Origin of the sequence: Collinsella sp. SGI.184, from assembly GCF_050313415.1 — a bacterium.
Classification (GTDB): Bacteria; Actinomycetota; Coriobacteriia; order Coriobacteriales; family Coriobacteriaceae; genus Collinsella.
The window spans coordinates 84,401-109,301 of sequence record NZ_JBNPLJ010000001.1; the positions used below are offsets into that span (position 1 = coordinate 84,401).

22 protein-coding genes and 2 tRNA genes are annotated in these 24,901 nt (G+C 59.9%); 23 read left to right on the top strand and 1 reads right to left on the bottom strand.

Features of this window, described 5'->3' with window-relative positions:
- The first annotated feature begins 24 nt into the window (after positions 1-24).
- The 14 genes from alaS to ACQRAJ_RS00415 all read left to right on the top strand — a co-directional run bounded on the left by alaS (position 25) and on the right by ACQRAJ_RS00415 (position 13,219).
- Entirely contained in the window at positions 25-2,682 is a 2,658-nt protein-coding gene (gene alaS / locus ACQRAJ_RS00350; protein ID WP_427747352.1) for an alanine--tRNA ligase, read from the top strand.
- Between the two features lie 17 nt (positions 2,683-2,699).
- Positions 2,700-3,128 carry a Holliday junction resolvase RuvX gene (ruvX, locus tag ACQRAJ_RS00355; protein ID WP_035138185.1) on the top strand — a complete coding sequence of 143 codons (429 nt, stop codon included), beginning with the start codon at positions 2,700-2,702 and terminating at the stop codon, positions 3,126-3,128.
- Positions 3,121-4,554: an endolytic transglycosylase MltG gene (gene mltG / locus ACQRAJ_RS00360; RefSeq protein WP_427747355.1), complete on the top strand. Its 1,434-nt coding sequence runs from the start codon at positions 3,121-3,123 to the stop codon at positions 4,552-4,554. Before ruvX ends, mltG begins: the two co-directional genes overlap by 8 nt.
- Positions 4,555-4,556: 2 nt before the next feature.
- Positions 4,557-5,054, top strand: coding sequence for a YqeG family HAD IIIA-type phosphatase (locus tag ACQRAJ_RS00365; protein ID WP_117646451.1), 498 nt, complete (start codon positions 4,557-4,559; stop codon positions 5,052-5,054).
- 8 nt (positions 5,055-5,062) lie between these two features.
- Positions 5,063-5,596: a shikimate kinase gene (locus ACQRAJ_RS00370; RefSeq protein WP_154515515.1), complete on the top strand. Its 534-nt coding sequence runs from the start codon at positions 5,063-5,065 to the stop codon at positions 5,594-5,596.
- The gene (locus ACQRAJ_RS00375) at positions 5,593-6,702 is read left to right on the top strand and encodes a hypothetical protein (protein ID WP_427747357.1); all 1,110 of its coding nucleotides are present in this window, start codon (positions 5,593-5,595) and stop codon (positions 6,700-6,702) included. The genes ACQRAJ_RS00370 and ACQRAJ_RS00375 overlap by 4 nt, the downstream gene beginning before the upstream one ends.
- A 132-nt stretch (positions 6,703-6,834) precedes the next feature.
- Positions 6,835-7,965 carry a M24 family metallopeptidase gene (locus tag ACQRAJ_RS00380; RefSeq protein WP_427717316.1) on the top strand — a complete coding sequence of 377 codons (1,131 nt, stop codon included), beginning with the start codon at positions 6,835-6,837 and terminating at the stop codon, positions 7,963-7,965.
- A gap of 159 nt (positions 7,966-8,124) precedes the next feature.
- Positions 8,125-8,688, top strand: a complete 564-nt coding sequence (gene efp, locus ACQRAJ_RS00385; protein ID WP_154515524.1) for an elongation factor P — start codon at positions 8,125-8,127, stop codon at positions 8,686-8,688.
- Between the two features lie 24 nt (positions 8,689-8,712).
- On the top strand, positions 8,713-9,075 hold the full coding sequence (locus ACQRAJ_RS00390) for an Asp23/Gls24 family envelope stress response protein (RefSeq protein ID WP_427717319.1): 363 nt from the start codon (positions 8,713-8,715) through the stop codon (positions 9,073-9,075).
- 3 nt (positions 9,076-9,078) lie between these two features.
- Positions 9,079-9,663, top strand: a complete 585-nt coding sequence (gene nusB / locus ACQRAJ_RS00395; protein ID WP_427747358.1) for a transcription antitermination factor NusB — start codon at positions 9,079-9,081, stop codon at positions 9,661-9,663.
- 2 nt (positions 9,664-9,665) lie between these two features.
- On the top strand, positions 9,666-9,932 hold the full coding sequence (locus ACQRAJ_RS00400) for an exodeoxyribonuclease VII small subunit (RefSeq protein WP_154515533.1): 267 nt from the start codon (positions 9,666-9,668) through the stop codon (positions 9,930-9,932).
- A gap of 8 nt (positions 9,933-9,940) precedes the next feature.
- Entirely contained in the window at positions 9,941-10,744 is an 804-nt protein-coding gene (locus ACQRAJ_RS00405; RefSeq protein WP_427747409.1) for a TlyA family RNA methyltransferase, read from the top strand.
- Entirely contained in the window at positions 10,741-11,601 is an 861-nt protein-coding gene (locus ACQRAJ_RS00410) for an NAD(+)/NADH kinase (protein ID WP_427728169.1), read from the top strand. Before ACQRAJ_RS00405 ends, ACQRAJ_RS00410 begins: the two co-directional genes overlap by 4 nt.
- Positions 11,591-13,219: a DNA repair protein RecN gene (locus ACQRAJ_RS00415; protein WP_427747360.1), complete on the top strand. Its 1,629-nt coding sequence runs from the start codon at positions 11,591-11,593 to the stop codon at positions 13,217-13,219. Before ACQRAJ_RS00410 ends, ACQRAJ_RS00415 begins: the two co-directional genes overlap by 11 nt.
- A gap of 220 nt (positions 13,220-13,439) precedes the next feature.
- On the opposite strand, the gene ACQRAJ_RS00420 is transcribed toward ACQRAJ_RS00415, so the two are convergent.
- Entirely contained in the window at positions 13,440-14,297 is an 858-nt protein-coding gene (locus tag ACQRAJ_RS00420; protein ID WP_427747362.1) for a MurR/RpiR family transcriptional regulator, read from the bottom strand.
- A gap of 271 nt (positions 14,298-14,568) precedes the next feature.
- Between ACQRAJ_RS00420 and ACQRAJ_RS00425 the strand changes: the two genes are divergently transcribed.
- The 9 genes from ACQRAJ_RS00425 to ACQRAJ_RS00465 all read left to right on the top strand — a co-directional run bounded on the left by ACQRAJ_RS00425 (position 14,569) and on the right by ACQRAJ_RS00465 (position 24,784).
- Positions 14,569-16,578 carry a fructose-specific PTS transporter subunit EIIC gene (locus ACQRAJ_RS00425; protein WP_427747364.1) on the top strand — a complete coding sequence of 670 codons (2,010 nt, stop codon included), beginning with the start codon at positions 14,569-14,571 and terminating at the stop codon, positions 16,576-16,578.
- Positions 16,579-17,084: 506 nt separating this feature from the next.
- The gene (locus tag ACQRAJ_RS00430; protein ID WP_427747366.1) at positions 17,085-17,348 is read left to right on the top strand and encodes an HPr family phosphocarrier protein; all 264 of its coding nucleotides are present in this window, start codon (positions 17,085-17,087) and stop codon (positions 17,346-17,348) included.
- 133 nt (positions 17,349-17,481) lie between these two features.
- Positions 17,482-19,185: a phosphoenolpyruvate--protein phosphotransferase gene (gene ptsP, locus ACQRAJ_RS00435; protein WP_427728175.1), complete on the top strand. Its 1,704-nt coding sequence runs from the start codon at positions 17,482-17,484 to the stop codon at positions 19,183-19,185.
- Positions 19,186-19,259: 74 nt separating this feature from the next.
- Positions 19,260-20,192 (top strand): 1-phosphofructokinase family hexose kinase, encoded by a 933-nt coding sequence (locus tag ACQRAJ_RS00440; RefSeq protein WP_349125764.1) that lies wholly within the window; start codon positions 19,260-19,262, stop codon positions 20,190-20,192.
- 227 nt (positions 20,193-20,419) lie between these two features.
- Positions 20,420-21,352: a 1-phosphofructokinase family hexose kinase gene (locus tag ACQRAJ_RS00445; protein WP_427728177.1), complete on the top strand. Its 933-nt coding sequence runs from the start codon at positions 20,420-20,422 to the stop codon at positions 21,350-21,352.
- Between the two features lie 192 nt (positions 21,353-21,544).
- Positions 21,545-22,939: a CCA tRNA nucleotidyltransferase gene (locus ACQRAJ_RS00450; protein ID WP_427747368.1), complete on the top strand. Its 1,395-nt coding sequence runs from the start codon at positions 21,545-21,547 to the stop codon at positions 22,937-22,939.
- A gap of 225 nt (positions 22,940-23,164) precedes the next feature.
- Positions 23,165-23,241: transfer RNA gene (locus tag ACQRAJ_RS00455), tRNA-Glu, on the top strand.
- A gap of 22 nt (positions 23,242-23,263) precedes the next feature.
- A tRNA-Glu gene (locus tag ACQRAJ_RS00460) sits at positions 23,264-23,340 on the top strand.
- A gap of 151 nt (positions 23,341-23,491) precedes the next feature.
- Complete coding sequence (locus tag ACQRAJ_RS00465; RefSeq protein ID WP_154515563.1) at positions 23,492-24,784, top strand: lysylphosphatidylglycerol synthase transmembrane domain-containing protein; 1,293 nt, start codon at positions 23,492-23,494, stop codon at positions 24,782-24,784.
- Positions 24,785-24,901: the final 117 nt, after the last annotated feature.

Below are 24,901 nucleotides of genomic sequence, written 5' to 3' on the forward strand. Positions count from 1 at the left end.
TGTGAAACCGAGGAGATTCCCTCTATGAGTGCTGACTACCCGTCAATGACTACGGCCGAGATCCGCTCTAAGTTCCTCAACTTCTTTGAGGAGCGCGGACTTAAGCTCTATCCTTCTTCGTCCCTTGTTCCCGACGATCCTTCGCTGCTGCTTGCCAACGCCGGCATGAACCAGTTTAAGGAGTATTACCAGGGCAAGAAGACCATGAAGGAGATCGGCGCTATCTCCTGCCAGAAGTGCGTCCGCACCAACGACATCGACTGCATCGGCGAGGATGGTCGTCACCTGTCCTTCTTTGAGATGCTCGGCGACTTCTCCTTTGGCGGCGTCTCCAAGCAGCAGGCCTGCGCTTGGGCCTTTGAGCTCATCACCAAGGAGTTCAAGCTGCCGCTCGACCGCCTGTACTTCACCGTCTTTACCGAGGACGACGAGACCCACGACGTGTGGCGCTCTCTGGGCGTTGCCGAGGATCACATCTCGCGTCTGGGCGAGGACGACAACTTCTGGGCCGCCGGCCCCACCGGCCCCTGCGGTCCGTGCTCCGAGATCTACTTTGACATGGGCGAGGAGGTCGGCTGCGGCAGCCCCGACTGCAAGCCCGGCTGCGACTGCGACCGCTTCCTGGAGTTCTGGAACCTCGTCTTTACCCAGTACGACCGCCAGGAGGACGGCTCCATGCCGGAGCTGCCGCACCGCAACCTCGATACGGGCATGGGCCTGGAGCGCATGGCCGCTATCATGCAGCACAAGACCGCCAACTACGACGGCGATCTGATGCAGCACCTCATCAAGCTGGGCGAGGAGATCAGCGGCAAGACCTATGACGCCGACGATTACTCCGGTGCCAGCCGCTCGCTGCGTATCATCGCCGACCACTCCCGTGCCGTCGACTTCATGATCTCGGACGGCATCCTCCCCGGTAACGAGGGCCGCGAGTACGTCCTTCGCCGCCTGCTCCGCCGCGCCGTGTTCCACGGTCGCCTGCTGGGTATCGAGGGCGCCTTCCTGACCAAGTTCATCGACGAGGTCAACGCTCAGATGGGCGAGGCCTATCCCGAGCTGCTCAAGAACGTCGCGCTCGTCAAGGGCATCGTTGCCTCCGAGGAGGAGCGCTTCTCCACGACGCTCGACAACGGCCGCGTTTACCTGGACGAGGCCCTGGCCGCGCTCGCCGACGGCGCTGTCCTTCCGGGCGATGTTGCCTTTAAGCTGCATGACACCTTTGGTTTCCCCATCGACCTGACCGTCGAGATCGCCGGTACCGCTGGCCACGACGTCGACATGGACGGCTTTACCGCCTGCATGGAGGACCAGAAGGCCCGCGCCCGCGCCAATGCCAAGGGCGACGCCTGGGGCAGCTTCAACGACGTGTGGGTCGAGCTTTCCGACAAAGTTGCCGCGACCGAGTTCGACGGCTATGACAACGACGTCATCGAGGGTGCCAAGGTTGTCGCCATCGTGCGCAACGGCGAGTCCGTAGAGTCCGCCGCTGCGGGCGAAGATATCGAGGTCGTGCTCGACCGCACCCCGTTCTATGCCGAGATGGGCGGCCAGCAGGGCGACGCCGGTGAGCTTTCTGCCGAGGGCGTTGCGCTGACGGTTTCCGATACCAAGAACCACAACGGCCTGTATGCCCACGTCGCCCACGTTGCCGAGGGCACGCTGACCGTCGGCGCCACCGTGACCGCCGCGCTCGACGCCGAGCGCCGTGGCTTCCTGCGCCGCAACCACACCGCCACGCACCTGCTCGACGCCGCGCTTAAGCAGGTCCTGGGCGAGCATGTTTCCCAGGCCGGTTCGCTGGTGACGCCCGAGCACCTGCGCTTTGACTTCACGCACTTTGAGGCCCTGTCCTCCGAGCAGCTCAAGGCTGTCGAGGACCTGGTCAACCAGCAGATCTTCGCTTCCAAGCCGGTCGTTACCCGCGTCATGGGCATCGATGAGGCTAAGGCCGCCGGTGCTGTCGCCCTCTTTGGCGAGAAGTACGGCGACGTTGTCCGCGTCGTTTCCGTGGGCGCCGAGGACCAGCCGTTCTCCCGTGAGCTTTGCGGTGGCACCCATGCCGCCAACACTGCCGAGATCGGCCTGTTCAAGATCATTTCCGAGTCCTCCACGGGCTCCAACGTCCGCCGTATCGAGGCCGTGACCTCCAAGGGCGCTCTCGATTACATGGCCGACCGCCTGGCACTCGTTGACGCCGCTGCCGCTGCGCTCAAGTGCCGCGTCGACGAGGTTCCTGCCCGTGTGGAAAACCTGCAGGCCGAGCTGCGCGAGACGTCTAATAAGCTCAAGAAGGCTCTGACCGGTGGCTCCTCCGACGCTATCTCCAATGCTATCGAGGGCGCCGTCGAGCTTGATGGCTACAAGCTTGTTGTCGCCGAGCTCCAGGGCCTTGAGGCAACCGATTTGCGCAACGTCTGGGATACCGTGCACCAGAAGGTTTCCGGCCCTGTCGCCTGCGTCGTCGCCAGCGTGACCGAGAAGGGCACCCCGGCCCTGCTTGCCGCCGGCTCCGATGACGCCGTCAAGGCCGGTTTCCACGCCGGCAACGTGATCAAGCAGATCGCGGGCCTGGTCGACGGTCGCGGTGGCGGCCGTCCCAACATGGCCCAGGCCGGTGGCAAGAACGCCGCCGGTATCGCCGATGCCCTCGCGGCCGCTAAGACCGCGCTCGGCGCCTAAGAACCGAAGTAGTCGTTGTGGTCGCGCTCGCACTGGACATAGGGGAGACCAGGATTGGCATTGCCGTCTCGAGCCGTGATGGCAAGATGGCGATGCCCGTCAAGGTACTCCCGGCCGCCGAGGTCACCGGTATGGCCAAGACGTTCCGTTACCTGGTCGAGGACTATGAGCCCGACATCCTGGTAAGCGGACGTCCCTTGACCATGGCCGGTGAGCCTGGCCCTCAAGCCGAGCGCGTTGCCGCCGTGGCACAAAAGATCGCCGACGAGCTCGATCTTCCGTTGGAGTTTGAGGACGAGCGTCTGTCCTCACAAGAGGCAAAGCGTATCCTGCGCGAGCAGGGCCTCAACGAAAAGCAGATGAGGGGCAAGATTGACATGATTGCCGCCAGCCTGTTTTTGCAGACGTGGCTCGATCGTAAAAACGAGGAGGTTTCGCATGCCTAGCGCTTCCGATCCGCGCCAGCCGAATCGTACACGTCAGCCCGCGTCGCGCCCTGCCCAGCCTGGCCAGCGTCCGGCACGGCCGACGCAGCGCGCAGCTCAGCCTGGCGCGCGCCCGGTGCAGTCCTTCGCTCGTTCGGCCCAACCTGCTCAACGGACGGGTCAGCAGCCTTCTGCTCGTTCGGTTCAGCATCCGGCTTCTCGCGCGGCTCAGCAGCCCACTGCTCGTACGGCCCAGCCTGCAGGCGGTACCCGCTTTAAGCAGCAGGCACCTGTCCGGCGAACGCAGGCTACCCAATCGCATTCGCATCATGCTCGCGGTTTGCATGGCGTTGCTCCGGCGACCCGCTCGAGCTACGACACGCGTGCTCGACGCGGTGCTCAAAAGAAGAGTTCTCCGGCTCCCATGATCATCGGCGTTGTGGTGGCGGTGCTCGCGCTTGCTGCGATCGCTTTCTTTGTCGTGCCGGCCGTCAAGGGCTTCTTTGCCGGTGAGGATACGAAGGTTACGGCTGGTCAGCAGGTTACGGTGACCATTCCCGACGGTGCTTCGGGCGACACCATCGCCTCGATCCTCTCCGAGAACCATATCGTCGAAAATCCCAAGGATTACTATGCGGCGGTCAAAAAGCTCAATGCCGATATGTCGCTCAAGCCTGGTACCTATTCGTTCACCACATTCATGGATGCGACCAAGGTTGTTCAGCAGCTCATGGAAGGCCCCAATGCGGGCTCCAATGCGCTTACTATTCCCGAGGGTCTAACGGTCGATCAAGTCGCCGACCGTGTGGCCCAGGCCTACGACAGCATCTCTAAGGAAGACTTCCTCAACCAGGCCAAGGCCTCCAACTACGTGGACGACTATAGCTTCCTTAAGGGCGCCGCCAACGATTCGCTCGAGGGTTTTCTGTTCCCCAAGACCTATTCGCTGGGCAAGGACCCGAGCGCCGATGACGTTATCCGTGCCATGCTCGATCAGTTCAACACCGAGTACAAGTCTCTCGATTTTGCCGGTTGCGAGGCCAAGATCAAAGAGCGTTACGGCGTGGAGATGTCCGATTACGACATCATCAATCTCGCTTCCATCGTTGAGCGCGAGGGTCTCAACGCCGAGCAGCGCGCACATGTCGCCTCGGTCTTCTACAACCGCCTTGCCGGCAAGCTCGATGGTCTGCGTTATCTCAACAGCGATGCGACTATGATGTATGTCACCGGTGGCGAGGTTTCCGCCGACGACCTGCAGAGCGATAGTCCGTACAACACCTATAAGCACGAGGGTCTGCCACCCACGCCCATCTGCTCCCCGTCGCTCGAGGCACTCAAGGCCACGCTTGAGCCGACCGACTCCGATGACCTGTATTTCTACATTACGCAGGACGAGGAGTACTTCTCGCAAACCTACGAAGAGCACCAACAGTCTTGGAATTAAACATGAGGATTTTCAGCCCCAAACGATATGTTGCATCCGTCGACCGCATCGACCTTGATACCCTGTGGGCCGACGGCAAACGCGCCATTCTGCTCGATCGCGATAACACCCTGGTGCCGCGCGACACCGAGCAGGTTCCCGCCGCGGTTTCCGCTTGGCTCGACGCCGCCCGCGCCAAAGGCTTTAAGCTGTGCATGGTGTCTAACAACTGGCATCGCGACCAGGTCATGAGCTCGGCACGCGAGCTGGGACTCGAGGCCATTAGCCACGCCATGAAGCCGGCTCCGTTTGCCCTCAAGGCGGGTCTTAAGCGCCTCGGCGCCACGGCCGACGAGGCGGTGCTGATCGGTGATCAGCTCTACACGGACGTGTGGAGCGGCAATTTCGCCGGCGTCGATACCATCCTGGTAAAGCCGCAGGCCACTCAGGACCTGTGGTATACGCAGATCTTCCGTATCTTTGAGCGCCGGGCCCTGCGCGACCTTCCCTGCGAGGAATAGGTCTCGCTATGTCCCAGCACACCAAACACGGCTGCGACCATATCTTCTTTATCGGCTTTTTGGGCGCGGGCAAATCGACGCTTGCGCGCAACGTGGGCACTATGTTCAAACGTCGCTTTATCGATACCGACCGCCTTGTCGTGCGTCGTTGCGGTAAATCGGTGACCGAGATTTTTGAGACCGAGGGCGAGGAGCGTTTTCGCGAGCTCGAGACCTCGGCGCTCCGTTCGCTCCAAAGCGAGCGCAGCCTGCTGGTCTCCTGCGGCGGAGGTATCGTCGAGACTCCGGTGAATATTGAGCTTATGCACCAGATGGGTATCTGTGTGTATCTCGAAGGTGACTTTGAGGATTCGATTCGCCAGATTCGTCGGTCCGACACGCGTCCCGATTTCCGTTCGCCCGAGCATGCCGCGCGCCTGTTTGAGCATCGCCGTCCGCTATATCGCCAGGCCGCCGATATTACCCTTGATATTCGCAACAAGTCCTTCGAGGACGTTTCCTACCTTTGTGCCGAGATGCTTTTGGAGCGTGGGCTGCTATGATTCGCCGTCAACTGATCAATTTCCAAAACCGCAGTGTCGATGTCCGCGTCGGATTGGGCACGTTCGAGGAGCTGTCGCGCATGTTTGCCTCGGCTGTGGGCAAGCCTAAGCGCGCGTTGGTGGTTTGGAACGACGCCACGTCAGAGCGTTTTGGCGAGGTCGTCGAGCATGCGCTGGTTGATGCCGGTTTTGTCGTGTCGCAGCTCCCACTCGAGATTTCGCCTGCTGGTGCCACGCTGGCCGATGCCGATGCCATCTTTGGCGCCCTATCTGCCAACGGCATTACCTGCGACGATCTGGTTGTCGCCGTTGGTGATGCCGCAACCTGCTCGGTTGTTAGCTGGTGTGCTAATCAGTGGTGCGGTCGCACCGAGTGCGCCTTGCTGCCGACAACGTTCGACGCCATGCTCACGGTCGCGACGACCATGAAGCCGCTCGTCGCCTCGTCGTCGAATGCGCTTCCCGCTATCGCGTTCCGTCCCGAATCGGGCTTGGTCGTGTGTGACCTCGACCTTGTTCGCGAGGCGGACCCCGAGGATCTCAAGCTCGGCTATGTGGTGCTTGTTGGCACCATGCTTTCGAGCAGCAAGTCCCGCTGGAATCAGTTTACCGAGACTGTTCCCGAGATTCTTTCCGGCGAGGAGGTCGCGCTCGTCAATGCTGTGCAGTGGTCCCAGACCGCGCGCAAAGATGTGCTCATGGCCACGAACCCCAGTGCTCGCCATGCACTCGATTTTGGTAAGACAGGGGAGCGCACCCTTCGCGCCTGCCTGGGCGAGGCCGCGGCTAACGTTCCCGCATACCAGCTCCTTTCCGAGGGTATGCGCTTTGAGGCGCGCCTAGCACATGATGCCTGCGACTTCGATATCGACAATGTGTTTGATCTCGACGATTGCCTGGAGGACTTTGGCATCGAAGAGCTTGCCTTCGACTTGGAGCCCACCGCGTTTATCGAGGAGTTCCGCAAGCAGCAGTTTGCCCGCTCAAACCGCAGCATGCTGCCGCTGCCCGCGGCGCTCGGCGCCATTCGCCTGACAAATGTCGAGGACGAGATTCTCGAACGCCATGCGCAGGCGTATCTGGCTTCTCGCAAGGAACTTTTTTAACTTTATTGACATCCATCGTCTTTCGTATCATTTTGAGGGACGGGTTTTCAATCGGTTGCGAATCGCTTGTGGTTCGGCTATTCGTTTGAAGCCCGTCCTGCTCTTTTTGAGGACAATAAGAAAGGAATCTGAATGTCTGAGTTTGCTGCCGGTCCTGCCGGTCGTATCGAGCGTGTCCGTGCCCTGATGGTCGAGCGCGGCTACGATGCCATCGTCGTGCGCGATGAGGCCAACCTCCGTTGGCTCACGGGTGTGAAGGGCGTCTTCGATTACACCTTCGAGTTTCCGCACGCCGCATTTATTACGGCCGATCAGTGCCTGTTCCATACCGACTCGCGCTATCTCAACAGCTTTGAGGAGAACACGCCCGCCGGCAGCCCCTGGGTCTACGACATGGACGAGGGCACCATCCCCGGTTGGGTTGCCGACAAGATCGCGGCTAACAAGTGTCGTGTCTGCGCCGTCGAGGATGACATGCAGATTAACTTTTACCAGGGTATTCAGCGTGGTCTTGAGGATCGCTCCGTCGCCTGCATGCTGCCGCTGATGCATGACGACATTCGTAAGATGCGCGCCATCAAGGATGCCGAGGAGATCGAGCTCATGCGACACGCGCAGTCGATCACCGATGCCGCCTTCCAGCACATGCTCGGTTTTATTAAGCCCGGTATGACCGAGAAGCAGGTTCGCAACGAGCTCGAGAACTTTATGTTCGCCAACGGTGCCGACAGCTTGGCCTTTGGCTCCATCGTCGCGAGCGGTCCCAATACCGCCAACCCGCATGCCGTCCCGAGCGACCGTGTCATCGAGAAGGGCGATTTCGTCCTCATGGATTATGGCGCGGGCTACTGCGACTATCGCTCCGATATGACGCGTACCGTCGTGATGGGCGAGCCCACGCAGGAACAGCTCGACCTGTACGAGCTCGTGCGCCGCACCCACGAGGAGTGCGTCGCCGCTATCCATCCGGGCGTCGAGGGTAACGATATCTTCAAGCTTTCCAAGAAGATCATCGGCGATGCCGGTTATGGCGATTACTACAACCATGGCCTGGGCCATGGTGTCGGTATCGACATCCACGAGCTGCCCAACTTCAACCGCAGCAAGAACATCATCGAGGTCGGCTCGGTTGTCACCATGGAGCCCGGCGTCTACCTGCCCGGCGTGGGCGGCGTGCGCTTGGAGGATTACGGTGTTGTCACCGAGAACGGCTATGAGCCCTTCACCAAGACCCCGCACGACTTGCACGTCATCGACTGCTAAGACATTCAGTTTGATTTTGGAAGCGGGGCGTCCGAAATGATTCGGGCGCCCCGCGTTCTCTTTTTATGCGCTCGCCGCAGGCGCCGCCTGCAAGTGTATAATTTCGCTCGTATGTAATTTGGACGCTTGTGCGTTCTACCCATAACAAGAAAGGTCGCTATGCCTACCATTTCTACCGCCGACTTCAAGAACGGCCTCGGTCTCCGCATTAAGGACAAGGTCTACACCATCGTCGAGTTCCAGCACGTCAAGCCGGGCAAGGGCGGTGCTTTTGTGCGCTACAAGACCCGCGATATCAAGAGCGGTCGTGTCGTCGAGAACACCTGCAACGCCGGTACCAAGTTCGAGAGCGTCATGCTCACCACCCGTGAGTTCCAGTACCTCTACAACGACGGCGCCGACTACATCTTCATGGACAACGAGTCCTACGAGCAGGTTCCCGTTCCCGAGGACATGGTGGGCGAGAACTCCAAGTGGCTGCGCGAGAACGACACCTGCCAGTTGCTCTTCGCCGACGACGAGCTCATGGGCGTGACCCCGCCGATGTTCATCGAGACCACCATCGTCCAGACCGACCCGGGCTTTAAGGGCGACACCGTTCAGGGTTCCACCAAGCCGGCCACCATCGACACCGGTGCTGTCATCCAGGTCCCGATGTACCTCAACGAGGGCGAGGTCATCAAGGTTGACACCCGCGACGGCAAGTTCGTCTCCCGCGTCTAGCAACCAACTCTTCTAGGAGGACTCATGCCCCAGGAAATCAAGATTGACGGCATCGGTATTTCGCCCGATGTTCTGACCGCCATCGTCTCGCGCGCCGTCACGGATGTCGAGGGCATCGCCTCCGTGGGCGTCAAGGACCTTGCCACCAACCTTGTCTCCATGATGTTTTCGTCCAAGTCCCCGGCTTCCGATCCGGCGGTAGAGGCCGAGGTCATCGGTGACAAGCTCGCACTCACCGTGCGCGTCGTGGTGTTCTTTGGCTATCCGTTCAAGAAACTCGCCGAGGCCGTTCGCTCCGCCGTGGTCGCAGCTATCGATGCCCAGGTAGGCGTCGAGGTCGAGCGCGTTGACGTTTGCATCGACGGCCTCGTTTTCCCCAAGGAGTAACCTTTGAGCCTTAAGGTTTATCGCGGGCGTACGCTTGCCCGCAGTCAGGCGCTGCAGCTGCTGTTCCAGGCCGAGGCGACGGACAGCCCGCTCGAGCGCGTCCTCGAGGGCGATTTCCTGATCTCGAAGGGTCCCCTCGACCCCTACGCTCTGGAGCTGTGCCGCGGTGCCTACGAGTATATCGACCGCATCGACTGCGCCCTGCGCTCCATCGCCAAGAACTGGGATCTTATGCGCATGCCCGGCGCCGATCGCAATCTGCTGCGTATCGCCGTCTATGAGATGCGCTTCCTCACCGACGAGGAGGTCTCGGACGCCATCGTGATCAACGAGGCTGTAGAGCTTGCCAAGGCCTATGGCACCGACCAGTCCGCGTCGTTTGTCAATGGCGTGCTGGGCAAGATCGCGCGTAGCGAGGAGCTGCCGGGCGAGGACCTGTATCAGGAGCTGCTGGCCGAGGACCGCGCCCGCGAGGAGGCCCAGGCCGCCGAGGCTGCCGCCAAGGTTGCCGCCGCTCAGGCTGCGGCCGGCGTTCTCGACGAGGGTGCCGAGGTCGCCGAGGCCGAGACCGGTACCGTCGAGGAGTAGCCATGCCAGAGGGTTCCGTCCGCAACTTCGACGAGATCTCGGACCGCTTGGACCAGATCATCGCTACCGTTCGCTCCAAGGATACGTCCTTGGAGCGTTCGCTCGATTTGTTTGACGAGGCGATCGAACTTGGCTCCCGTGCGGTCGATATGGTCGACAAGTTTGAGTTGACGCCTCGTGAGGCCGATAAGCTCGAGCAGGAATACGATGAGGATGCGGCAAACGAATCCCAGGATAGCCAGGCCGCGTCTCCGGATACGAATGGTTGATGGCATTCATGAAACGCGTGCGTCTCGATGACGAACTGATTTCACAGGGCATCTGCGCCGACCGCGCGGATGCCCTTCGCACTCTTATGGCCGGCTTGGTCTCGAGTGGCGGCGAGCGTTTGACCTCGCCGGGCCTTAAGGTGACGCCCGGTCTGCCCCTGCACGTGAAGGGCCGTATTCCCTACGTGGGGCGCGGCGGGCTCAAGCTCGAGGGCGCGCTCGATGCGTTTGGGATCGATCCCATGGGCCTTGCTTGCCTCGATGTGGGCTGCTCCACGGGCGGCTTTACCGATTGCCTGCTCAAGCGTGGCGCCGCAACGGTCGTTTCGGTCGATGTGGGTCGCGCTCAGTTTGATTGGTCGCTGCGCCAAGACGAGCGCGTGAGGCTCCATGAGCGCACCAACGTGACACAACTGCCCGAGCTTGGCTACGGCGGCGCTATCGACTTGGCTGTCTGCGATGTGTCGTTTACGAGTATCGCGAATATCATCGACGCCGTGTTGGCGTGCCTGAAGCCTTTGGGTTCGTTCTGCACGCTCGTAAAGCCGCAGTTTGAGGCGCCGGCTGCGCTGGTGGGCGAGGGCGGTATCGTGACCGACCCCTCCGTCCGCCGCGATACGCTTGTGGCGGCGATTGAGCTCTTTGCCGCCAAGGGCCTGTTCCCGCTCGACGTGTGCGTGTCGCCCATCCATGGCGCCAAGGGCAACGTCGAATTTTTCCTGTACGGCACGAGGTTTGCCTCTGGCGAGCGTGCCGACGATGAGCTGCAATCACAGGTAACGGCTTTGAGCGAGAAAGCTGCAACGCTATGAAGGTCTTTCTGGTTCCCAATTACTACAAGCAAGAGGCGGTCGAGAGCGGCCTGATGCTCGAGCTTTGGCTTTCGCGCCAGGGCTACGAGGTCGCATGGGCTGCCGATCAGCGTTCCAAGATCCAGCGTGCGCCCGATGTTGACGATGCCGACCTGGTCATTACGCTCGGCGGCGACGGCACGCTGTTGCGTGCCGCCCGCATTCTCAACTACCGCGAGATCCCCATTCTGGGCCTTTCCTATGGTCATTTGGGTTTTTTGACGGCTGCGAGCCCCGAGGATCGCGATATTTTGCAGGTCGTGAGCGATGCCCTTTCCGGTGAGCTCCATGTGAGTCGCCGCGCCACCCTCGCCGCGGATATCGTTTCGGTGCGCGAAGATGGCACGAAGGATGTCGTGCGCACGTTTGCCCTTAACGATATGGCGCTTACGCGCGGGCCCCTGTCCGATATGGTTGAGTTCGACATCACGGTGTCCGGCCATCATATCGACCGCCTGCGCGGTGACGGCGTCGTCGTTTCGACAGCGACCGGTTCCACCGGCTACGCGCTTTCCGCCGGCGGCCCCATCGTCAGTCCCGATTACACGGGCATGGTTTGCGTGCCCATCGCCCCACATACCATTCAGGCTCGCGCCTTTTTGACCTCGCCAAGCGATGTCGTCGAGATCTTTATGTCCGATGACCGCCCGAGCGTGCCTGCGATCGCCATCGATGGACAGTTTATTACCTGCGATGGCACGGTCGAGAGCGTGGCCGTGCGTCGCGGTCCCGGCGATGTACTGCTGCTGGATTACGGCCCCGAGAGCTTCTATAACTCGGTGAGCCGCGTGTTCTACGGAGTTCGTCATGATCGATGAGCTGCAGGTTTCCAACATTGCCCTCATTCGCGAGGCGACGTTGGTTCCGAGCGCGGGCTTAACGGTTCTGACCGGCGAGACCGGCGCCGGTAAGACTGCTTTGCTCTCGGCGCTTAAGCTCATTTTGGGCGAGCGCGCGGATTCGTCGACGGTGCGCGAGGGCGAGACGCTTGCCAACGTCGAGGCGCGCCTGTTTGACGGCCCGCACGACACGGAGGGCTTCACCGTGCAGCGCAGCCTTTCTGCCGAGGGCCGCAGCCGCGTAAAAATTGACGGCCGCATCGCCAGCGTGCGTGAGCTTTCGGAGCGCGTCGGCGTGATGATGGATCTTTGCGGCCAGCACGAGCACCAGCGCCTGCTCGACCCTGCGCATCATGTTGCCATGGTCGATGCATGGGCGGGGCGCCCGGCGCTCGAGGCGCTCGATCGCTATCGTGCTTGCCTTAGGGCATCTCGCGCGGCTGCCAAAGAGGTCCGTCGCGTCGAAGAGGCCTCACGCGCGCAGGGGAGTCGTGTCGAGGAGGCGCGCTTCGCTCTGGAGCGCATCGCCGAGGTCGACCCCAAGCCGGGTGAGTATGAGGAGCTCGAGGAGCTGCTGCCGCGCTCCGAGCATGCCGAGGTGCTGGTGGCAACGGCCAACGATGCCCATGCGTCGCTTGCTGCCGAAGGGGGAGCACTCGATGCCGTGAACAGTGCCGTCGCGGAGCTTTCGCGTATGGCTACTGTCGATCGCAAGTTGGGTGATATCGCCGATGCCCTTTCGGATGCCTGCATCTCGCTCGAGGATTGTGCCAACGAGCTGCGCGCCTATCGCGATGGGGTCGCCTTCGACCCGCGCGAGCTGGCTCGTATGCGCGAGCGGTATTCCGACCTTAAGGGACTTTTGCGTCAGTGGGGTCCCACCATGGACGACGTGTTTGCCATGCGCGATAGCTCGCGAGAGCTGTTGTCGCTGGTAGACGATGGTGATGAGCAGATTAAGAAGGCGCGCGAAGCGCTTGGCGCGGCGGAGCGCGAACTGTTCGCCGCCGCCAAGGCACTTAAGCGTGCACGCAATACGGCAGCCCCGCGCTTTTGCCACGAGGTTGGCCGTCAGATGGCGCGCCTGGAGATGGGCGGCGCCGAGCTCGTTTGGGACTCGCGCGATCTTCCGCGCGCCGAGTGGACGCCGGCGGGCCCGTCGAGCTACGAGCTTTTGTATCGTAGCGGTGCCGGATTGACGCCGCGCCCCCTGCGCCGCATTGCGTCTGGCGGCGAGCTGAGCCGTGTCATGTTGGCGAGCAAGGTTGTTTTGGGTAACGCGGACGGCGTGGATACGTTGGTGTTCGACGAGGTCGATGCCGGTGTTGGCGGCTCTACTGCACGCGCCCTTGCGAGCGTTCTGGCAGATCTTGCCGCAACGCATCAGGTGATTGTCGTAACGCACCTGGCGCAGGTCGCCGTCATGGCCGACAAACATTACGTGGTGAGCAAAGAGCCCGGCGACGTTCCCCAAACCCATCTGGATGAGGTGGCCGGGGACGCCCGTACCGCAGAGATCGCCCGTATGCTGAGCGGCGATCAATCGGAGGCGAGCTTGGCCCACGCTAAGCAGATGCTCGAGGAAGCGCGTGCTTAGGCCGAGCCGTTACATGTATGTTCGACCCGGCCGCCACGAAACCGGCCCATCTACTACGTTTAATAGGCTATCGGCAACCACGCCTTGAATTGCAAAAAGAAAACCGCAGGTAGAACGCCTGCGGTTTTTCTTTTTTCGGTTTGTGGTTGGGCTATATTGATAAAACGTAGTAGATGGGCCGGTTTCGTGGCGAGTGGCGTTTGTCGGCTCGCCAAAATTTCTATTCCACGACCTTATCCGGCTGGATAAGCTCCTCGTAGTAGCTAATGTGCTCTCGGGCGTCCTCGATTTCGGGCAGCAGGAAGTTGTAGATAACCTCGATGATCATCGTGGCGCTGATCTTGGAGAACGCAAAGTCGCCCGTGGTGAGCAGCGCCTCGTGGTTCACGGTATTAAAGGTGTAGTCGGCTAGGCGAGCAAGCGGAGACTTGCTGTCGCTGCTGATGACGACTACGGTGGCACCACAGCCTCGAGCCGCTTTTGCCATGCGATTCAGTCGACGCGACTTGCCAGAGTTCGAGATCAGCACGATAACGTCGCCGGGGCGCAACGTGAGCGCAAAGCCGATTGATGTCTCGCTGATGGTGCTTGACACACAGCGAAGGCCCAGTTGCGAAAACTTAAACGTCGCGTCAAGCGCAACGGCGTTGGTATTACCTACGGCTGCAAACTCGATAGCCCCTGCGTTCTTAAACGCGTGCACGACGGCTGCCAGAGTATCGTGATCAATACCATCGATGGTCGCATTGAGTTCACTGACCTTTGCGGCGAGGATGTTTTTGAGGCTCTGCTCCATATTATCGAGCGAGACCTCGTCTGTGAGGCCTTCATTGCGCTGGCTCTCCAGATCGCGCGCCAGCGAAAACTGAAAGCTGCGAAAGCTTCCAAAGCCCAGCTTGCGGCAGAAGCGCGAGACGGTGGCCTCGGAGGTTGCGGCGGCGCGCGAGAGTTGCGCGGCTGTTAGGAGCGGTGCCTCGGACTGGTGCTCTAGGATATAGTCGACAATGCGCTGCTCGGACTCGCTGTATCCCTTGTGCGTGCTAATAAGGGAGAGTGCGCTCTTGCTGCTATCGGACATGGATGACTCCTGGTTGGCATTAAAAGCTGTCTTGTTGTGTGCCGCTCTAGTATACGGGGATTTCAATTACAAGATACACCTTGCTGTTTCAAAAGTTGATGGTAAACTTTCATCGACCGTTTACGGTTGTGAAAGAACCTTTCACCGGAGAAATAGGCTTGATTGCTTCTCATATAAGCGGTGGCTTGGTATCTTTCAGGAGTGGAAAAGCGCGCACCGTAGCGCGTGTAGGGGAGCGCCCGCGGGCGCAGTACTCAAGAAGGAGGGACACATGGCTAAGTTTGACATCATCGCCGCCACCGGTTGCCCGACCGGCATCGCGCACACCTTCATGGCGAAGGAGGCGCTGGAGAAGGCAGCAGCCGAGCGCGGTCTGACCATTAAGGTCGAGACTCATGGCCAGGTCGGTGTCGAGAACGAACTCACGAAGGGTGAGATCGCCGGTGCTAAGGCCGTCGTCGTCGCAGCCGATAAGGATGTCCAGGCGGAGCGTTTCGCCGGTAAGCCCATGGTTTCCGTCGGTGTTTCCAAGGCCCTGTCCGTCGAGGCTGCCGGTAAGCTGATCGACCGCGCTCTCGCCGCCAAGGGCGACGACACGGTTGCGGCTGCTGCCGATGTCGAGGATGAGGTCGAGGAGAAGGAGTCCATCGGTCACATCATCTATAAGCACCTCATGAACGGCGTCAGCCACATGCTGGTCTTCGTCGTTGCCGGTGGTGTTCTGACCGCCGTTTCGTTCCTGTGGGGCATCACGTCCTTCGATTCGACGGCTGCCGACTACAACAGCTTTGCCGCTATGCTCAAGATCATCGGCGGCATCGCCATGAACCTCATGGTTCCCGTGCTTTCCGCCTATATCGCCGAGTCCATCGGCAAGCGCCCGGCGCTCGTTCCCGGCTTTGTCGCCGGTATGATCGCCATCCAGGGCCTGCCCGTTAATGCCGAGACCGGCATGATCGATGCCGGCGGTGCCGGCGTGGGCTTCGGCTTCCTGGGCGGCATCGTCGGCGGCTTCCTCTCTGGCTATGTCATCCTGCTGCTCGAGAAGGTTTTTGCCAAGCTGCCCAAGAACCTGGACGGCCTCAAGGCTATCTTCCTGTACCCGCTGTTCTCGACCGCCATCGTCGGTCTGGTCATGCTCGGCATCTCCGGCCCCATGGCTGCCATTAACACCGCCATGATGGACTTCCTCAAGGGTCTGTCTGCCTCTGGCGCTGTTGTCCTGGGTCTTGCCATTGGCTGCATGTGCGCCTTTGATATGGGCGGCCCGGTCAACAAGGCTGCTTACGTCACCGGTACCGCTATGCTCACCGAGGCCCTGGCTGCCGGTGTCGGCACCGACACCTATAACTTCGGCACCAACTTCATGGCTGCCGTCTCCGCCGCCTGCATCGTTCCGCCGCTGATCACCACCTTCGCCGTCATCGTCGGCAAGAAGTACTTCAGCCAGGAGGATCATGACGCCGGTATCGTCAACCTCATCCTTGGTTGCACCCACATCACCGAGGGCGCCATTCCGTTCATGACCAAGAACATCTGGCCCGTCATGCCCATCATGATGCTCGGTTCCTCCATCGCCTCGATCCTGACCATTATGTTCAACGTCCACGATCCGGCGCCTCACGGTGGTTTCCTGGTCCTGCCCGTTGTCGAGAACGGTCCGCTGTGGGTCCTCGCGATCCTCATCGGCGCCGTGGTCGGTGGCATCCTGTTCGTTGCTTTCAAGAAGTATGACTTCGAGAAGAAACAGAAGGCCGCTCCCGCCGCTGCCGCTAAGCCGGTCGAGGCTGCCAAGGCCGCTGCCGTCGAGGCCCCCAAGGCTGAGGCTTCCGACTTCGTGAAGGTCGAGAACGTTTTTGTCGCCGAGGATTTTGCTTCTCGTGACGAGGCCCTGAGCTTTGTCTCCAACCAGGCTGTCAAGGCCGGTATCGCTGACGACGCCGACGCCGTAATGAACGCCTTCCTGGCCCGCGAGGCCGAGGGCACCACGGGCATGATGGAGGGCTTCGCTATTCCGCATGCCAAGTCTGGTGCCATTACCGAGGCCGCCGTCATCGTCGTCAAGGACGACTCTGGCGTGACCGGTTGGGACACCATGGACGGCGCTCCCGTCAACGTGGCTATTGCCCTGCTCATCCCCGGTGCCCAGGCCGGCACCACGCACCTCAAGATCCTGTCCAAGGTCGCCGAGGCGCTCATGGACGAGGGCTTCCGTGCCACCGTTAAGGGTTCTACCGACGCTGCCGAAATCGCTAAGACGATCAACGCCCGTCTGGTCTAATCCCGCAGCTTGCGAATAACATCGCCCCCTGTATATAAGGCGGAGACTCCATCAGGGGTCCCCGCCTTTTTTCAAGTAACCCGGTACTGAGGGACATTTCCTTCCTGCCGACAGTTCGGGATACTCCTCAGTTCACAGGAGGGTATAGACAACCGCATCAACCAGATCAACCAGGCGAACAAATTATCAGCCAAAATTTCGTTCGCACGATATTGCTCTGGACCGACCGAGTTTCCGCAGCTCGCCTGCCGGGCGGGGCGGTTAAGTTTGTCGCGAGTTCCGCACGCAAAGGAAAGCACTTAATGTGCTTTCCGTCTTGCGCAGGACTGTAGAGCAGCAAACTTAACCGCCCCGCCCGGCAGGCGAGCGTGCAGGAACGACATCTGTCCAACAATTCGTGCGAAACATAATGAAAAACCGTTTGATGTGAGTTAATATAATCAACGTCGTGAATATGGCTCCTGTCGCATTGCTGATAGGGGTTAAACACAAAAAAGGAGTCAATTATGGTTTCTGAGAAGGCTACCCTCATTAATCCTCAGGGTCTTCACATGCGTCCGGCTGGCCTCTTCGCCTCCACCATGGGCAAGTACGCCTGCGACGTGACGGTCGTCACCCCCGAGAAGGAGGTCAACGGCAAGTCCCCGATGGCCCTCATGGCTGCCGGCATCCCCTGCGGTACCGAGGTCGAGGTCAAGTGCGACGGCGCTGACGAGGCCGAGGCTCTGGCTGCTGCCATCGAGCTCATCAAGAGCGGTCTTGGCGAGTAGAACTCAAACGGGTCGCATGTTGAACAACTAAGTTCATATTTGGGGGCGCAGTGACCTGTTTAAAGGGAACTGCGCTCTTTTGTCATGGATATGGCAAAACGCTTTATCACATGACACGGAGAGAGGAATAGGAATGTATCAGGGAGTCAACGCTTCCGAGGGCATCGGTATCGGCACCGTCATGGTTGCCGTCGAACCCGACTTGACGTTTGAGCCGCACGAGGTTGCTGATTCTGCAGCAGAGAAGGAGCGCTACCAGACCGCCCTTTCGGTCTTCTGCGAGAAGACCCAGGCTCAGGCCGACCACATGAAGGAGACGGTGGGCGAGGCCGAGGCCGAGATCATGAGCGGACACATCGTCCTGGCTCAGGACCCGGGCATGACCGACGCCATCAACGCCGCCATTGACGGCGGCACCTGCGCCGAGCAGGCGCTCATGGACACCTCGACCATGTTTGAGAACATGTTCCTGTCCATGGACGATGAGATGTTCCGCCTGCGCGCGGCAGACATCGCTGACATCCGCACTGGTATTCTGGCCGAGCTTTTGGGCAAGGAGGTCGTCGATCTCTCCGTCCTGCCCGAAAACACTGTCGTTGTCGTGCACGACCTTACGCCGTCCATGACCGCCACGATCGATAAGGCCCACGTTGCCGGTATCGTCACCGAGACCGGTGGCCGCACGTCGCACTCCGCGATCATCGCCCGCGCCCTCGAGATTCCGGCTGTCCTTTCGGTTGCCAACAGCTGCACCGCGCTGCGCAACGGCATGACCGTTGTCGTCGACGGTGGCAAGGGTATCGTCGAGGCCGATCCCGACGAGGAGACGCTCGCCGCCTACACCGCCAAGGCCGAGGCTTTCGCTGCCGAGAAGGCAGCCCTCGAGGCTTTCCGTGGCAAGCCGTCCGTGACTGCCGATGGCATCAAGAAGATCATTGCCTGCAACATCGGTAACCCCGATGACGTGCCCAACGCGCTCGATCACGATGCCGAGGCCATTGGCCTGTTCCGCTCCGAGTTCCTGTTCATGGATTCCGCCGAGCTTCCTTCCGAGGAGGAGCAGTTCAACGCCTATCGCAAGGTTGCCAGCGCGCTCAATGGCGCTCCGGTCATCATCCGCACGCTCGACGTGGGTGGCGACAAAGAGATCCCGTACCTGCACATGGTCAAGGAAGAGAACCCCTTCATGGGCTTCCGTGCCGTGCGTTACTGCCTGGCCAACCCCGACCAGTACAAGGTACAGCTCCGCGCTCTGCTGCGCGCCAGCGCCTTTGGTGATGTCAAGATCATGATCCCGCTCGTCACTTGCGTCGAGGAGGTCTTGGCCGTTAAGGAGCTCGTCGAGGAGTGCAAGTCCGAGCTGACCGAAGAGGGCCGCAAGTTCAACGAGAACATCGAGGTCGGCATTATGGTCGAGACGCCTGCCGCATCGCTGATCGCTGACCGCCTGGCCGAGGTCGCCGACTTCTTCTCGATCGGCACCAACGACCTGATCGGCTACACCATGTGTGCCGACCGTGGTAACGACACCATTTCTAACCTGTACCAGGTGTACTATCCCGCCGTGCTTCGCTCGCTCAAGAACATCATCGAGAGCGGCGTCAAGGCTGGCATCATGGTCGGTATGTGCGGCGAGGCCGCTGCCGATCCGCTGCTTGAGCCGCTGCTGATCAGCTGGGGCCTCGAGGAGTTCTCGATGAGCGCTCCGTCTATCCTTCGCGCCCGCAAGACCATCAGCCAGTGGACCAAGGCCGAGTGCGACGATCTCGCCGAGAAGGCGCTCGCCTGCAACACTGCCGAAGAGGTCAAGGCGCTGCTTGAGGCTGCCGCTCGCTAATTTGGTATCAGAGGTAACCGCGTGGTTGGAATGGGCTGGCCGCGCGGCCCTCAAATATACAGGGGGTACTGTAAATGTTCTACACGCTAACCGCTAACCCGGCTGTCGACATGACGGTTTCGAGCTCTCCGCTCGAGCCCGACGAGAACGTCCGCACCGGCTCGGCCAGCTACACGGCTAACGGCAAGGGCCTCGACGTGTCCTTCGCCTTTAAGAAGATGGGCGTCGACACCGTCGCGCTCGGCTTCTTCGCCGGCTTCACGGGCAAGTTTATCGTCGAGGAGGTCATGAACCTGGGTTGCCTGTGCCGCCCGGTCTGGACCGACGGCATCACGCGTATCAACACCTATGTCAACGATGGCCAGCACGAGTACGGCATCCTTAACCCCGGCGCCCCGATTACGCCGGAGCACCAGAAGGAGCTCTACAACATCCTGGACACCGCGGGCGATCTTGAGTGTCTGATCGTCTCCGGCTCCGTGCCTCCCAAAGCTACGCCCGACTTCCTGGCTCAGGTCATGGAGCACGCTCAGGCTCGTGGCGCCGACGTCGTCCTTGACCTGTCTTCCGACAAGCTCAAGGAGCTTGCTCACAAGAAGCCGCTGCTCATCAAGCCGAACCATCACGAGATGAAGGCCATCTTTGGCGTGCCGGTCGACACCGACGACGAGGTCCGCGTTGCTATGAAGATGGCTCACGATGCCGGCGTCCAGAACGTGCTGCTCACCCGTGGTAGCCGCGGCGACGCTTACTTCTCCAACGGCGAGGACATCTGGTACGCTAAGCGTGAGTTCAACATCAAGCTGGTCTCTTCCGTCTGCGCCGGCGACTGCACGCTCGCTGCGTTCCTGCACAAGTGGTACAGGGATCGCGACAACGTCGAGGAGGCCATGAAGCTCGCTATGGCCACCGGCGCCAACGTTGCCGAGTCCGTGGGTATCGGCGACTTCGGTCACGTCGATGAGTATAGCAAGCGCGTTGCTGTCCGCAAGCTCGATCGCAAGTAAGCGAAACGCTACATATTCTTGACCATATGGCGCCCCGGTTTAAGCCGGGGCGCTTATTTGTAAATTGCAAATGAGCTTCAGGGCAAGCACTCCTGATTTTTTTGCCCCTCCTTGCTGCTTTTCTGGCGACCTGCACGCGTTCTACACCGTTCGCCGAGTTGCTATGGTCTTTTCACAAGGTGTGGAATATACTTTCATTATCACGTTGCTCTGTGAAAGGAACATTCATGATTTACACGCTCACTGCAAATCCCGCCATTGATTACAACATTTCCTGCGACGGACTTTCCGCCAACACCGTCACCCGCACGCGCAACGCGGTCTATACGCCCAATGGCAAGGGTCTCAACGTCTCGTTCACCCTCGATCACTACGGTGTCGACACCACGATCCTGGGCTTTTTTGCCGGCTTCTCAGGCGAGTATATCGTCAAGGGCGCCGAGGCCCTGGGTGTGCCCGTCAAGCCCGTGTGGACTGACGGCATCACGCGCGTCAACGTTTTCCTCAACGCCGGTCCCGATACCGAGTACAACATGGTCAATGCAGGCGCTGCCATCAATGCTGCCAACGAGCAGGAGATGTTTGAGCTCATCGACTCGCTCGACGACATGACCTGCCTGGTCATTAGCGGCTCGCTGCCCCCCAACACCTCCGAGGGTTTCCTGGCCGAGGTTCTTCGCCGTGTTAAGGCAAAGGGTGCCGAGTTCGTGCTCGATATTTCGAGCCATCAGCTGGCCGATCTTATTGCCATGGAGCCGTTGCTCATTAAGCCCAACGACGATGAGCTGCTCGACATCTTTGGCATTAAGGTGAGCGGTGGCGACGACGAGTCCGTTAAGGGCGCTATGGCTGAGCTGCACGCCAAGGGCGCTAAGAATGTGCTGCTGACCCTTGGTGGCGACGGCGCGTACTTCTCCAACGGCGAGCACATTTGGTTTGCCAAACGCACCTTTGAGGTCAAGCTGCTCTCGACGGTCTGCGCCGGCGATTCCTCGCTTGCCGCCTTCCTGTCCGTGTGGCACGATGCCCCCGAGTGCGTCGAGGACGCCCTGCGCCTCTCGATGGCAACCGGTGCCAACGTGGTCGAGTGCCCTGGTTTGGGCGATTTTGCCAAGGTGGACGAATATAAGAAGCACATCGACGTTCGCCAGGTCTGCTAACCGTTTAGACACATCGTTGCCGAACACCCGCTTTGGATCTCCGAGGCGGGTGTTTTTATCTGTTGGCCGCATGGGCTCTGCTGTCTCGTTCGCGCGAATCGACGATGTGATTTCATGTGCGCTCACGCTTGTTTCTTGCTAGACTGCTTGAGAACCATCGTTTAACGCTTGCAAGCGTAGGAGGCCATAGGTATGTGTAATGTTTCGCTCAACGGTACGCAGCCCACAGATGCCTCCCTGCGTGTGCTACGTGCGCTTGAGGACGCCGGTCTCGAGGCCTGGTTCGTAGGCGGTTGGGTGCGTGACGCCCTGATGGGACGTCCCAGCCACGATGTTGACATGTGCTGTAGCGGCCTGTGGCAAGAGTCCAAGGCGGCGCTCGAGGCAGCCGGCATTGCGGTAGTTGAGTCGGGTATAAAATTTGGCGGCATTACCGCCCTTTGTGACGATGAGCGTATTGAGGTCACGACGTATCGCCTGGACGGTTTTTACACCGATGGTCGCCATCCCCAGAGTGTGGAGCGTGCGGCGTCGCTTGAGGACGATCTGGCACGTCGTGACTTTACTGTTAACGCCATGGCTTGGCATCCCCAGCGCGGTCTTGTCGACCGTTATGATGGCCAGGGCGACCTGAAGCGTAAGCTGATTCGTGCCGTCGGAGATCCCAAGCGTCGCTTTAACGAGGATGCGCTTCGCATGCTGCGCGCCGTGCGTTTTGCCTGCCGTCTGGATTTTATGATCGAGCCTAAGACCAAACAGGCGCTTGCCGAGTGCTCGCCGCTGCTCGATGCCGTGGCACGCGAACGCGTGGGCATTGAGCTCGAGGGGATTCTATCGACCGGACATGGGGGAGACGCGATGCTACGCTATCCCGAGCTTGTTTGCGCCGCCGTGCCCGAGCTTGCGCCGGCTCGTGGGTTTGACCAGCGCAGCGTCTACCACGCCTTTAATGTCTACGAGCATATCGCTCGCGTTTTGACGGTAGCGGGGGAGCTGGCGCTGTGTGACGGCGTGGCGCCTTCGTCGAGCTTAATGTGGGCAGCGTTTTTGCACGATGTCTCCAAGCCCGATTGCTTTACGGTCGATCATGCGGGCAGCGGCCACTTTTACGGTCATCCTGAGCTTGGTGCCAAGAAAGCGCGCGCTATTATGGATCGCTTGGCGCTTTCGCACGATTTGGTTCGCGACGTGTGTCTGCTTATCAGGTATCACGATAAGCCGTTGCGCCCCGAGCGCTCCTGTTTGCTCAATATGATGCGCTCGCTTTCGGGTGAGGGCGTCGACACGCCGCGTTTGATTGACGAGCTTATGGACCTTAAGCGTGCCGATACGCTGGGTAAGGCACCGTCGTGCTTCTATTACGTCGAGACGATCGAGGAGATGCGTTCGCTCGCCCACGAACTGTTGGAAGCGGGGGAGCCCTATACGCTTAAGATGCTTGGCATCAACGGAGGGGACCTGATTCGCGCCGGCGTCAAACCGGGGCCTGAGCTGGGACAGCTTCTCAACGTCGCCCTCGACGTCGTGATCGAAGACAACGTTCCCAATACCCGCGAAGCCCTTCTGGCCCACCTCAACCTGGGGTAGCTAATTTGGGACGGGGCTTTTTTAGCTACCCCGCTGTCAATAGGACGAACAATCGTGATTCTGGCAGGGGTAGCTAAAAAAGCCCCGTCCCAAAAGAGCTACCAGGTTGACCTGTGTGTTCCATAACCTCACGACAAAAATTGGCCAATTTGGAATTTCTTCTTGCGCTCGCGTTTTTTGTCCCGTAATATATGTCCTCGCAGCACGGCAGTGCAGGTGTCATGTGGCCCGTTCGTCTAGCGGTTTAGGACGCCGCCCTCTCAAGGCGGAGATCACCAGTTCGAATCTGGTACGGGCTACCACTTCTTTTCTGCTGAGGCTTATGGCCCGTTCGTCTAGCGGTTTAGGACGCCGCCCTCTCAAGGCGGAGATCACCAGTTCGAATCTGGTACGGGCTACCAAGTTTTGGATACCCGACCTTCTTTTCGAAGGTCGGGTTTTTTATTACCTGCGGGCTTGTCTGTTAATCCCATTTGCCCCATAGCTTTACGTTTTGCTTATCTCCCATACGGGTACAATAGGCCAGATACATTGACGGTCAGAAGGAGCCTCATGACGGAGTCCTCTCAGCATACCCCAAAGCCTCAAGTCGATGTTTCGGGCGGCGATGACAACAAGAGCGCACGTCGTGGTGCCATCTTTATTGGCATTGTGCTGGTGGGCTATATCGTCTATTTGGTCGTGACCGGTCAGATGGGTCAGTTCTGGGCCGCCATGGCTAGCGTTCAGGCGCCGTGGCTCGCTGCCGCGTGCTTCTGCATGTTCCTATACTTGTTTTTTGGCATCGTGGCGTACGCGATTGCCGTATGGCTCGATCCCAATTCGCCTGTCGGCATCCGCGACCTCATTTCGGTCGAGGCGAGCGGCATCTTCTTTGGCAACCTGACACCCATGATGATGGGCTCCACGCCTGCCCAGATTTATCGCCTGACCAAAGCCGGCCAAAATGTGGGCGAAGCGGGTGCCACGCAATTCACCCGCTTTATCGTGTACCAGTTTGGTTTGGTGGCATGGGGTGCCATTCTGCTGCTCGCCCGCATGCCGTTTTTCGCCGAGCGCTATGGCGACATGACGCTGCTTTGCGTCTTTAGTTTTGGCGGCCACTGCTGCATTCTTCTCGGCATCTTTGCCGTGGCGTTGATGCCCAAGACCGTCACGCGCGTCGCACATTGTATTATCAATTGGCTCGAGCGCATGGGCGTTTCCGCTACTAAGATCGAGGGCTGGCGTACCTTTGTCGATGGCGAGATCTACTCGTTCTCCGAGAAATTCAAACTCTCTGCCGGCCATTTTTCGTCCATGCTGCTCACGGTCGTCATCACCATGTTGCAGCTGGCGTTTTTCTACCTGGTTCCGTATTTTTTGATGCTTGCCTTTGGTCAGTACGACGTTGACTTTTTCTCGGTCATGGCGGCGAGTGCTTTTGTACAGCTGTTGAGTTCCGCCGTCCCGCTGCCTGGCGGCACTGGTGGTGCCGAGGGCGGCTTCGCGCTGTTCCTGGGTCACTTTTTTGGTACGGCAGCGACTGCCGGCTATCTGCTTTGGCGTCTGATCACCTTTATCGCGCCGACCATTTTGGCCGCCCCTCTTTTGGGCCTTAAGAGCGCTCATAACGAGAGTATCCATGCGCGCTGGGACCGTATGATGTGCAAGCTCGGGCGCACTCCTCAGAAGCCTTCTGCGTCCGTTAAGGCACATCCAACCTCTCAGGTTACCGTGGACCCCAATCAGCATGCTCAAAAGACTGCTGTGGCCTCTAAACCGGCACGGAAGACCTATGTTCGTCAGACTGGCGACGGTATCCGCGTTTCCCCTGCGGCGCTCAATAAAAAGAAGCGGCCCTAGAGCCCAGTTGGTGAGTCGTGCGTTCTTAATGATGCTCGTCATTGCGATGCTAGATGTAGGATAATCCTCTTACGTTGATTATCTCCCACTTGTACAGGAGCTATAGGTGGGCAGTTG